Annotated in this window: 9 protein-coding genes and 1 pseudogene; 4 read left to right on the top strand and 6 right to left on the bottom strand. The window is 72.1% G+C overall.

Annotated elements, in window-relative coordinates; all coding sequences use genetic code 11:
* Window positions 1-60: 60 nt before the first annotated feature.
* Both ACZ5TL_RS09320 and ACZ5TL_RS09315 read left to right on the top strand, forming a co-directional pair.
* Window positions 61-453: a hypothetical protein gene (locus tag ACZ5TL_RS09320; RefSeq protein WP_468588772.1), complete on the top strand. Its 393-nt coding sequence runs from the start codon at window positions 61-63 to the stop codon at window positions 451-453.
* A gap of 114 nt (window positions 454-567) precedes the next feature.
* Window positions 568-2022 carry a S28 family serine protease gene (locus ACZ5TL_RS09315; RefSeq protein WP_468588771.1) on the top strand — a complete coding sequence of 485 codons (1455 nt, stop codon included), beginning with the start codon at window positions 568-570 and terminating at the stop codon, window positions 2020-2022.
* 35 nt (window positions 2023-2057) lie between these two features.
* On the opposite strand, the gene ACZ5TL_RS09310 is transcribed toward ACZ5TL_RS09315, so the two are convergent.
* From ACZ5TL_RS09310 to ACZ5TL_RS09285, 6 genes and pseudogenes are all read right to left on the bottom strand, one after another.
* A complete protein-coding gene (locus ACZ5TL_RS09310; RefSeq protein ID WP_468588770.1) occupies window positions 2058-2750 on the bottom strand; it encodes a hypothetical protein in 693 nt (230 codons plus the stop codon).
* Window positions 2751-2863: 113 nt separating this feature from the next.
* Window positions 2864-4729 carry a glycoside hydrolase family 3 protein gene (locus ACZ5TL_RS09305; RefSeq protein WP_468588769.1) on the bottom strand — a complete coding sequence of 622 codons (1866 nt, stop codon included), beginning with the start codon at window positions 4727-4729 and terminating at the stop codon, window positions 2864-2866.
* A 329-nt stretch (window positions 4730-5058) separates the two neighbouring features.
* Window positions 5059-5309: pseudogene (locus ACZ5TL_RS09300) on the bottom strand (LysR family transcriptional regulator); the annotation flags it as partial.
* A 294-nt stretch (window positions 5310-5603) separates the two neighbouring features.
* Window positions 5604-6440, bottom strand: coding sequence for a sugar phosphate isomerase/epimerase family protein (locus ACZ5TL_RS09295; protein WP_468588768.1), 837 nt, complete (start codon window positions 6438-6440; stop codon window positions 5604-5606).
* Complete coding sequence (locus tag ACZ5TL_RS09290) at window positions 6437-7588, bottom strand: dihydrodipicolinate synthase family protein (RefSeq protein WP_468588767.1); 1152 nt, start codon at window positions 7586-7588, stop codon at window positions 6437-6439. The genes ACZ5TL_RS09295 and ACZ5TL_RS09290 overlap by 4 nt, the downstream gene beginning before the upstream one ends.
* Window positions 7585-8736 (bottom strand): Gfo/Idh/MocA family protein, encoded by a 1152-nt coding sequence (locus tag ACZ5TL_RS09285; RefSeq protein WP_468588766.1) that lies wholly within the window; start codon window positions 8734-8736, stop codon window positions 7585-7587. The genes ACZ5TL_RS09290 and ACZ5TL_RS09285 overlap by 4 nt, the downstream gene beginning before the upstream one ends.
* A gap of 278 nt (window positions 8737-9014) precedes the next feature.
* Here ACZ5TL_RS09285 and ACZ5TL_RS09280 point away from each other — a divergent pair, with 278 nt between their 5' ends.
* The gene (locus ACZ5TL_RS09280) at window positions 9015-10064 is read left to right on the top strand and encodes a LacI family DNA-binding transcriptional regulator (protein ID WP_468588765.1); all 1050 of its coding nucleotides are present in this window, start codon (window positions 9015-9017) and stop codon (window positions 10062-10064) included.
* Between the two features lie 207 nt (window positions 10065-10271).
* Complete coding sequence (locus tag ACZ5TL_RS09275) at window positions 10272-11177, top strand: amidohydrolase family protein (protein ID WP_468588764.1); 906 nt, start codon at window positions 10272-10274, stop codon at window positions 11175-11177.
* Window positions 11178-11186: the final 9 nt, after the last annotated feature.

The following is an 11186-nucleotide window of genomic DNA, read 5'->3' as shown; positions in this document are numbered from 1 at the left end:
TCATGCGTCCGTACACCCGTACGCCGATGGACGCGGACGACGCGGTGCGGGAGGACGACAGTGGACAGCGGAGCGATACGCCGGCGGCTCGCGCTCGGCCTGGCCGTGCTGACCGCCTCCGGACTGCTCGCCGTCACCGCGCCGGGCGAGGCGCAGGCCGCCGCCTCCGCGTACTGTCCCGGCCGCAAGGTCCGCACCCTGCCCTTCCCCACCGGGACCGTGCTCGTCTACAAGCGCGGCGGCTACGTCTGCGCCGTGACCCTCACCAAGAAGCCCGGCGCGAAGCGGACGATGTCGGTGAGCGTGCAGGCGCGGGGCAACCGGCCGGTCGTCGACCAGGGCCGGTACGCCTACCGCGCCGGCCCGGTGACCGTGCACGCCGGGCGCCGCTGCGTCTGGCTCAAGGGCAGGGTGGGGGCGGAGAGGTTCAGCTCCCGCTGGATCCTCTGCTGACACCGCACCCCCTCGGATACGCGCCCGCGCACAGGGTTTTCCCTATGTCCCCTGGTGCTGGCGGGAGTTGGTCCGCTAGCTTCCGGCGCACATCTGTCTCACAGGGGAGTGCGCATGCGCAAGGCGCTCAGATGGCTGCTGGCGCTCACGGTGCTCATAGGCACACTGGGCACGACGGGAGCGGCCACCGCCGCCGACGTCACCGGCACCACCGGCACCAGCACCACCGCCGCCACCACCGACATCAAGGAAAGGCTGCTCTCCATACCGGGCATGAGCCTGGTCGAGGAGAAGCCGTACACCGGCTACCGCTTCTTCGTCCTGAACTACACCCAGCCGGTCGACCACCACAAGCCGTCGAAGGGCACGTTCCAGCAGCGCATCACCGTGCTGCACAAGGACGTCTCGCGCCCGACGGTCTTCTTCACCAGCGGCTACAACGTCTCCACGACGCCCCGCCGCAGCGAGCCGACCCAGATCGTGGACGGCAACCAGGTCTCCCTGGAGTACCGCTTCTTCACCCCGTCCCGGCCCGCCCCGGCCGACTGGTCCAAGCTGGACATCTGGCAGGCCGCCAGCGACCAGCACCGCGTCTTCAAGGCGCTGAAGGGTGTCTACGGCAAGAAGTGGATCTCCACGGGCGGTTCGAAGGGCGGCATGACCGCCACCTACTACGAGCGCTTCTACCCGCGTGACATGGACGGTGTGGTCGCCTACGTCGCCCCCAACGACGTGGTGAACAAGGAGGACTCGGCCTACGACCGCTTCTTCGCGCGCGTCGGCACCAAGGAGTGCCGCGACCGGCTGAACGGCGTGCAGCGCGAGGCGCTGGTGCGCCGGGAGCCGCTGGAGAAGAAGTACGCGGCCTACGCGCAGGACAACGGCCTCACCTTCACCACCATCGGCAGCCTGGACAAGGCCTACGAGGCCACCGTCCTCGACTACGTATGGGGCTTCTGGCAGTACAGCCGGCTGTCCGACTGCGACCAGGTCCCGGCCGACGCCAAGAACGCCACGGACGACGAGATCTGGGACTCCGTCGACACGATCGCCGGCTTCTCCGCCTACGCCGACCAGGGCCTGGGGACCTACACGCCGTACTACTACCAGGCCGGCACCCAGCTCGGCGCGCCGACGATCCGCTTCCCGCACATCGAGAAGAAGTACATCCGCTACGGCTACCAGCCGCCGCGGAACTTCGTCCCGCGCGACATCCCCATGCGGTTCCAGCCGCAGGCGATGCGGGACATCGACACCTGGGTCCGGCACAACGCCCGCCGGATGCTCTTCGTCAACGGCCAGAACGACCCGTGGGGCGCGGAGCCGTTCCGCGTCGGAAAGGGCGCGAAGGACTCCTACGTCATGACCGCCCCCGGCATGAACCACGGCGCCAACATCGCGGGCCTCGTGCCCGAGCAGAAGGCCCTCGCCACCGCCCGCATCCTCGACTGGGCCGGCGTCGCCTCCGGCGCGGTGCAGGCCGACCCGCAGGCGGCGAAGCCGCTGGCGAAGTTCGACGCCAAGCTGGACAAGCGGGACACGCGGCGGGAGATGACGCTGCGCCCGTAAGGCCGGCAGACTGCGTCCCCCTCGCGCCCGGCCGCTCACAGCGGCCGGGCGCATCCCACCGGCCGCTCGCCGCCCAGCCGGACGTACAGGGCGGTCGACGCGGGGCAGTCGGCGCGCCTGGCGACGGCCTGGCTCACCTGGTACTCCGGCTCCTGCTCGCCCTTGCCGTCGCAGGAGGTCTCGCGGACCTGCCCGTCGCCGGAGCCGTAGACGCAGTCGCCGACGATGGTGCGGGGCCCGCCTCCGCCGCCCGGGTCGCCGGGGTGCGGCGGCTGGAGGTTGCGCATGCAGGCGTAGCCCTGCGACACCGTCCCCTCGCCGTGCTCGCGGTCCTCGCCGTCCTCGCCGTCCTCGCCGGACGCGAGTCGCTGCTCGCTGATGTGCAGGACGAAGTCAGTGGTGGCCGGACAGCGAGGCCCGTCCCGCACCGTGCCGTCGTGCCGTGCCACGACCCGCGCCGCGGCCCGCTCACCGGTGCAGGGCACCTCGGTGAAGCTCGTCGTTCCGAACGAACTGCACTCGCCGACCGCGAGGAATACCGCGCCGTACCCCGACGGCCGGGTCGGCACGGGTGACACCGTGGCCGACGCGCCGTTCTTCCCGGTCGCCGGCCCGCCCAGCCGACCGTCCTGCGCCACGCCCCCCGACGGGTTCTGGCACCCGGTCAGCAGCGCGCCGAGCAGCACCAGCAGCCCACAGACCACCCCCACGAAACCCCTGCCACGCATCGCCGTCCCCCCGAATGTGCCCGCCCAGCGTGACCCGCCGCGACGGGCACACGCCAGGCACATGGGAGGGTTTGCGCACGTTGGGGGTGGTGCGCCCGGTCCATGACGTACGCCTAGTACGACAGCCCGTACCCGATCGGGTACAGCACCTGCTCCGGATCATCCGCCCGCCGCACGGCGACCGGCAGCTTCCCGCGTGGCTTCACCCGCCCGGCGATCACCCGTGCGGCGGCCCGCAGTTCGACGTCGGTCCAGGAGTAGGCGGCCAGGCAGGCCGGCACGGAGGGCAGCTGGGCCACGTCGTACGGGTTGCGGATCGCCACCGCCACGACCGGCCTGCCGGCGGCGACGAGCTGCTCGACCAGCGCCTTCTGGCTGCTGCTCGCGGTGACGTTGTACGTGGCGGCCACCACCGCGTCCGCGTCCCGCGCCGCGGCCACCGCCTTCGCGACCGTCGCCGCCGAGGGGGCGGTCCCGGTCGAGAGCGCGGTGGCCGTGAAGCCCAGCTCGGACAGCGCGCCCGCGAGGACACCCGTGGGAGGCCCGGTCGTCCCCGACGGCGAGGCCGGATCCGCCCCGACCACGAGCACTCTGGGGCACCGGCGCCGCGACAGGGGAAGCAGCCGCCCCTCGTTGACGAGCAGCGTGGTGGTCCGCTCGGCGATCCGGCCGGCCGCCGCGAGGTGCGCCCGGATCCCGACGGTCCGGTCGACCCCGCGCCGGCTGACGTACGGCTCGCGGAACAACCCCAGTTTGGCCTTCAGCCGCAGAATCCGCAGGACCGACGCGTCCAGCCGGGCCTCGGTGAGCTCGCCCTCGCGCACGGCGGTCAGCACGGCGTTCCAGGCGAGGTCCAGGTCGGGCGGGTTGAGGAGCTGGTCCACGCCCGCCTTCAGCGCGAGCACCGGTACCCGCTCGTCGCCGTACTTGGTGCGTACGCCCTCCATGCCGAGGGAGTCGGTGACCACGACCCCGTCGTAGCCGAGTTGTTCGCGGAGGATGCCGGTGAGGATGGGGCGGGAGAGGGTGGCCGGGTCGCCGGAGTCGTCGAGGGCCGGGACCATCAGGTGTGCCGTCATGATCGAGTCGATGCCGGCGGCGATGGCGGCCCGGAACGGCGGGGCGTCCAGCTTCTCCCACAGCTCGCGGCTGTGCGTGATGACGGGGAAGCCGGTGTGGCTGTCGACGGCGGTGTCCCCATGCCCGGGGAAGTGCTTGGCGGTCGCGGCGACCCCGGACCCCTGGTACCCGGCGACCTCGGCCGCCACCAGCGCGGACACGGCCCGCGGGTCGGCGCCGAAGGACCGTACGCCGATGACCGGGTTGGCCGGGTTGACGTTCACGTCGGCCACGGGTGAGTAGTCCTGCCGGATCCCCATCGCCCGCAGCTCGGTGCCCGCGATCCGCCCCAGCGCACGGGCATCGGAGCGTGAACCGCCCGCCCCGACGGCCATGGCCCCCGGGAACAGCGTCGCGGGCCTGCCCACCCGCGCCACGATCCCGTGCTCCTGGTCGGTGGAGATGAGCACGGGAAGCCCGCGCGGCAGGCCGAGGGAGGCCTTCTGGATGCCGTTGGACAGCTCGGCGATCTGGTGCGGCTCGCGGGTGTTGTGCGCCCAGGCGAAGTAGATGATGCCGCCGACCCGGTACTTCGCGACCAGCTCGGCGGCCGTGCGGACCCCGATCTCCTTGAGGTTGGCGTCGATGTCGGCCTGGTCCGGGTCGGTCGCGGAGTGGCCGTACACCCGCATGACGAAGAGCTGGCCGACCTTCTCCTCCAGCGGCATGCGGGAGACGAGGGCGCGGAGTCGGCCGCCGTCCGGGGCGGCGGCGTACGCGGGCCCGGCGGCCGCGAGGGCGGTGACGCCGGCTGTGGCGGTGAGGACGGTACGTCTGGAGGGCTGTGCGGTGTTTCCCGTGCTGCCGGTGCTGCCCGTGCTTTCCGTGCTTCCCGCGCTTCCTGTGCCGGTGTCGTGCACGTGGGCTCCTTCCGGAGGTGATCCGCTCGGACCGCTGAAGGAAACTTCCGGAAGGTCAGCAATAACCGGGAAGTTTCTGCCGGTCAAGGGAGTGCACCGTATCCGGGAAGGGGCCGCCACCGGCGCGGTTGGAGGGGGACGCGCCGATGGCGGCGGTGCCGCCGGCCGCGGTACGGCGGAGAGGGTGGTCAGCGATCGCAGCCAGAGCGAGGGCCGACACCGCACCGAGGTGACTCTCCGGCAGCCTGCGATGGGACGGCCGGAGTCCGCTGCGGGTTCCCGGCTCGGGACGGATTTCCCGAAGTCGGGACAGGGGGTGGGCCAGAGGCTCAACGGGGCGTGTGAGCCGACGCTTCCGGCCACTGCTCGCCGAGCACCCGTACGGTCTCCGCGATGGCCGGACGCCGGGCCGCGCCGGTCCGCCACAGCGCGTACAGCCGCCGCACCGGCATGGGGGCGAGCGGCACCTCCACCACTCCGGCGGGCAGCGGACCGCGCCCGGTCGCGGGATGAGCGCGTTGCCGGGCCTGGCCGTGACGAGGGCGACGTAGGCCGGGTCCTCGCCGGCCTGCTGGACGATGCCTCGACCGGCCTCCCCGGCGGCGTGACACGGAACGTGCGGACTCGTACGCCGGAACCCGTGCCGCCGTCGAGGCGGGCCGGAGCACCGGCCCGGGGACGGCCGCTGCCCCGCCCCTTCACGGGATGCTGTGGGCGAATGCCGCGCGGCGGGAGCCCAAGTGTCCGTACCGTCTCAGCGACACGCCGCGTGCACGGCGTGTCGCTGAGACTCTCGCACCACTTGCCGGCCGTCCGCCGCATTCGCCAACGGCACCCTTCGGGGGCGGGGCAGCGAGCACGGTTCACGGTCAGGTCACCGGGTGTGTTCCACGAACCTCGCAGCCGTCTCGGCCAGGACCTCGCGGCCGTCCCGGGCCCACAACCCGTCGTTGAACAGCTCGACTTCGATGGGACCGGTGTAACCGGCGGCCTCCACGTAGCCCTGCCACTCGCGCATGTCGATCGCGCCGTCGCCGATCTGGCCGCGGCCGGTCAGGACGCCCTGGGGGAGCGGGGTCGTCCAGTCGGCGAGCTGGAAGGTGTGGATACGGCCGCCCTCGCCCGCCCGGGCGATCTGCGCGGGGGCCGTGTCGTCCCACCAGATGTGGTACGTGTCGACCGTGACGCCGACCTGGTGCGCCGGGAAGCGCTCCGCGAGGTCCAGGGCCTGGGCCAGCGTCGACACCACGCAGCGGTCGGAGGCGTACATCGGGTGGAGCGGCTCGATGGCCAGGCGGACGCCGTGCCGCTCCGCGTACGGGCCCAGTTCCGACAGGGCGTCCGCGATGCGCTCCCGCGCGCCGTGCAGGTCCTTCGAGCCGGCCGGGAGACCGCCCGAGACCAGGACCAGGGTGTCCGTGCCCAGCGTGGCCGCCTCGTCGATCGCGCGGCGGTTGTCGGCCAGGGCCTCCGCCCGCTCCCGCGGATCGATCGCCGTGAAGAAGCCGCCCCGGCACAGTGTCGTCACCGTCAGGCCCGCGTCCCGGACCAGCTTGGCCGTGGCCTCCAGCCCGTACGTCTGGACCGGCTCGCGCCACAGGCCCACGTGCCGGATGCCCAACCGGCCGCACTCCTCGACCAGTTCCGGCATCGTCAGCTGCTTCACCGTCATCTGGTTGATGGAGAAGCGCTCCAGCTCCGACGCGCTCACTGGTCCACCCCGTACACGCCCAGCAGTGTCTTCATCCGTTCCTCCGCCAGCTTCGGATCGGGGAACAGCCCCAGGCCGTCGGCGAGTTCGTACGCCCTCGCGAAGTGCGGCAGGGAGCGGGCCGACTGCAGGCCGCCGACCATCGTGAAGTGCGACTGGTGGCCGGCCAGCCAGGCCAGGAACACCACGCCCGTCTTGTAGAAGCGGGTCGGAGTCTGGAACAGGTGGCGGGAGAGCTCGACCGTGGGGTCCAGCAGGCCGCGGAAGCCCTTCACATCACCGGTGTCCAGGACCCGGACCGCCTCGGCCACCAGCGGGCCCAGCGGGTCGAAGATGCCGAGCAGCGCATGGCTGAAGCCCTGCTCGTCACCCGCGATCAGCTCGGGGTAGTTGAAGTCGTCGCCGGTGTAGCAGCGCACGCCCTGCGGCAGCCGGCGGCGGATGTCGATCTCCCGTTGGGCGTCCAGCAGGGAGACCTTGATGCCGTCGACCTTGTCGGGGTGCGCGGCGATCACGTCCAGGAACGTGTCCGTCGCCGCGTCCAGGTCGGACGACCCCCAGTAGCCCTCCAGCGCCGGGTCGAACATCGGGCCGAGCCAGTGCAGGATCACCGGCTCGGCCGACTGGCGGAGCAGATGGCCGTAGACCTCCAGGTAGTCCTCGGGGCCGGAGGCGGCCGCCGCGAGGGCCCGGGACGCCATCAGGATGGTCTGCGCCCCGGACTGCTCCACGACCGCGAGCTGCTCCTCGTAGGCCGCGCGGACCTCGGCGAGTGAACCGGCCGTGATCTGGTCGGTGCCGACACCGCACGCGATACGGCCGCCGGCCGCCCTGGCCTCGGCGGCGCTGCGGCGGATCAGCTCGGCCGCGCCCGCCCAGTCCAGGCCCATGCCGCGCTGCGCGGTGTCCATGGCCTCGGCGACGCCCAGCCCGTGCGACCACAGGTGGCGGCGGAAGGCGAGGGTGGCGTCCCAGTCGACGGCGGCGGGCGAGTCGGGGGAGACGTCCGCGTACGGGTCGGCGACGACGTGCGCCGCCGAGAAGACCGTACGGGAGGTGAAGGGGGTGCCGGGTGTCACGGCGAGGGGCTCGGTGCGGGGCTCGTACGTCCGCAACGCCCCGTCACCGCCGGGGAGTCGGATGGTCACAGCGAGATCTCCGGAACGTCGAGACGGCGGCCCTCGGCCGAGGACTGCAGGCCCAGCTCGGCGAGCTGGACACCGCGGGCGCCGGCCAGCAGGTCCCAGTGGTAGGGCGCGTCGGCGTAGACGTGCTTGAGGAACAGCTCCCACTGGGCCTTGAAGCCGTTGTCGAACTCGGCGTTGTCCGGGATCTCCTGCCACTGGTCGCGGAAGACCTCCGTGGCGGGGATGTCCGGGTTCCAGACCGGCTTCGGCGTCGCCGAGCGGTGCTGGACGCGGCAGTTGCGCAGGCCCGCCACCGCCGAGCCCTCCGTGCCGTCGACCTGGAACTCCACCAGCTCGTCGCGGTTGACGCGGACGGCCCAGGAGGAGTTGATCTGGGCGATGGCGCCGCCTTCCAGCTCGAAGACGCCGTACGCGGCGTCGTCGGCCGTGGCGTCGTACGGCTTGCCGTTCTCGTCCCAGCGCTGCGGGATGTGCGTGGCGGTGAGCGCCTGGACGGACCGCACGCGGCCGAACAGCTCGTGCAGCACGTACTCCCAGTGCGGGAACATGTCGACGACGATGCCGCCGCCGTCCTCGGACCGGTAGTTCCAGGACGGCCGCTGGGCCGCCTGCCAGTCGCCCTCGAAGACCCAGTAGCCGAACTCGCCGCGCACGGACAGGATCCGGCCGAAGAAGCCGCCGTCGATCAGGCGCTTCAGCTTCAGCAGGCCCGGCAGGAAGAGCTTGTCCTGGACGACGCCGTGCTTGATGCCGGCCTCGTTCGCCTGCCGGGCGAGGTCGAGGGCGCCTGCGAGCCCCGTCGCCGTGGGCTTCTCCGTGTAGATGTGCTTGCCGGCGGCGATGGCCTTCTTCAAAGCCTCCTCGCGGGCGGAGGTGACCTGGGCGTCGAAGTAGATGTCCACCGTCTCGTCGGCGAGGACCGCGTCCAGGTCGGTCGAGACGTGCTCCAGCCCGTGCTGCTCGGCCAGCGCCCGCAGCGCGTGCTCCCGGCGGCCGACCAGGATCGGCTCGGGCCACAGCACGGTGCCGTCGCCCAGGTCGAGACCGCCCTGCTCCCGGAGGGCGAGGATGGAGCGGACCAGGTGCTGGCGGTAGCCCATGCGCCCGGTCACGCCGTTCATGGCGATACGCACCGTCTTGCGTGTCACGTCGTTCCCTTCGTACGCGGTTGTCGCGCCGCGTACGCCCCACCCGTCACCGGAGAGCCGGTGAGGCGTCCGTGGACTGGTGGGCGTGACAGCAAGCGCTTTCTATACAGGAAGAAGCTAGCCTCTGACGGCGGTCCGGACAAGACCGTGACCAGGACGAGTTGTTCGAGGGGGCGAACAACCCGGGGCCGGGGGCTTAAGGTCTGCTCGGAACCATGGCCACAGGTCTGGATGTGTAGGAGGGCGGACGACGAGATGCGCGACCGGAGGACGACGAGATGACGGTGACCCTGGCGGACGTGGCGGCCCGCGCGCAGGTCTCGCCCGCGACGGTGTCGCGCGTGCTGAACGGGAACTACCCCGTGGCGGCCTCGACCCGCGAGCGGGTGCTGAAGGCCGTGGACGAGCTGGACTACGTGCTCAACGGGCCCGCGAGCTCCCTGGCCGCCGCCACCTCCGACCTGGTCGGGATCCTGGTGAACGACATCGCCGACCCCTTCTTCGGGATCATGGCGAGCGCGATCCAGGCGGAGATCGGCGGACCGGGCGGCCGCGCGGGCGGGGAGAGACTCGCGGTGGTCTGCAACACGGGCGGCTCCCCGGAGCGGGAACTGACGTATCTCACGCTGCTGCAGCGGCAGCGGGCCGCGGCCGTGGTGCTGACCGGCGGGGCGATCGAGGACACGGCGCACACGGCGGCCATGGACGCGAAGGTGCACAAGCTGTCCGACGCCGGGACGCGGGTCGTCCTGTGCGGACGCCCGCCGGCGCCGGAGACCGGGGCGATCGCGCTGACCTTCGACAACCGCGGCGGCGGGCAGGAGCTCACCGAGCACCTCATCGGGCTCGGGCACCGGCGCCTCGGGTACATCGCGGGCCCGGAGGAGCGGACGACCACGCGGCACCGGCTGGAGGGCCACCGGGCCGCGCTGGCCGCGCACGGGATCGAGGAGGACCCCCGGTGGACCGTGTACGGGCGCTACGACCGGCGGTCCGGCTACGAGGCGACGCTGGAACTGCTGCGGCGCGACCCGTCGTTGACGGCGGTCGTCGCGGCGAACGACTCCGTCGCGCTAGGGGCGTGCGCCGCGTTGCGGGACTCGGGGCTGCGGATTCCGGAGGACGTGTCGGTGGCGGGGTTCGACGATCTGCCGTTCAGCATCGACGCCGTGCCTTCGCTGACGACGGTCCGGTTGCCGCTGGCGGAGGCCGGGGCGCGGGCCGGGCGGATCGCCATGGGGCGTGAGGAGGCGCCGCCCGGGGGGATCGCGTCGGTGCGGGGGGAGTTGATGGTGCGGGGGTCCTCCGGGGTGCCGCGGGTTTCTTGAGGGCGGGGCCCCGCGGGGTGCTGGGGGCTTCGTGAGGTGCGGGGGTCCTTCGGGGAACGCGGGCCATGGCGACCTGGCGCAACCTCGCCAAAGGCGCCCTCCGGCTGGGCGGTGTCAGGAACATCGCCGCCGCTGTGATGGATACCTCACCACCTTGCGCGCCGAGAGGATCGCTCTCTGCCCTCGTCAGGGTCGATCGTGGGCGGCATGAACGACCACCGCATGGCGCCCGTCGACCTCGAGGAGGCCGGTGAGGTCCGCCGTTTCTGGGGCGGACTCGGTCTTCCCGGGCTAATCGACGTCCATACGCACTTCATGCCCGAGCGGGTCCTGCGCAAGGTCTGGGAGTACTTCGACGCCACCGGGCCGCTGATCGGCGGGCTGGAGTGGCCGATCACGTACCGCAGGGAGGAGGCGGAGCGAGCGGCTCTGCTGCGGGAGTTCGGCGTCCGGGCCTTCACCTCGATGCTCTACCCCCACAAGCCCGGCATGGCCGCATGGCTGAACGGATGGGCCGCCGACTTCGCCCGCCGCACCCCCGACTGCCTGCACACCGCCACCCTCTTCCCCGAGCCGGGCGTCGAGACGTACGTCCGCGAGGCCGTCGAAGCGGGCGCGCGGGTGTTCAAGTCGCATGTGCAGGTGGGAGCGTACGATCCGGCCGACGAACGGCTCCAGCCTGCGTGGGGCGTGCTGGCCGAGGCCCGGATCCCCGTGGTGATGCACTGCGGCTCCGGACCCGCGCCCGGCAAGCACACCGGCCCCGAGCCCGTCGGACGGGTGCTGGCGCGGCACCCGGCACTCCGGCTGATCGTCGCGCACATGGGCATGCCCGAGCACGAGGAGTTCCTCGGCCTCGCCGAGCGCTACGACCAGGTGCGGCTGGACACGACGATGGTGTTCACCGACTTCACCGAGGCGTTCATGCCGTACCCGCGCGACGCCCTGCCCCGGCTCGCCGCACTGGGCGACCGCATCCTGTTCGGCTCCGACTTCCCCAACATCCCCTACCGCTACATGCACCAGCTCCACGCCCTGGAACGGCTGGGTCTCGGGCCGGAGTGGCTGCGGGCCGTCTGCCACGACAACGCGGCGGACCTGTTCGGGCTGTAGGTGCACGCC

It is taken from the genome of Streptomyces sp. NPDC033136, assembly GCF_055578235.1.
Note: the sequence above shows the minus strand (reverse complement) of the source record. Positions and strands in the feature narration are given on the sequence as shown.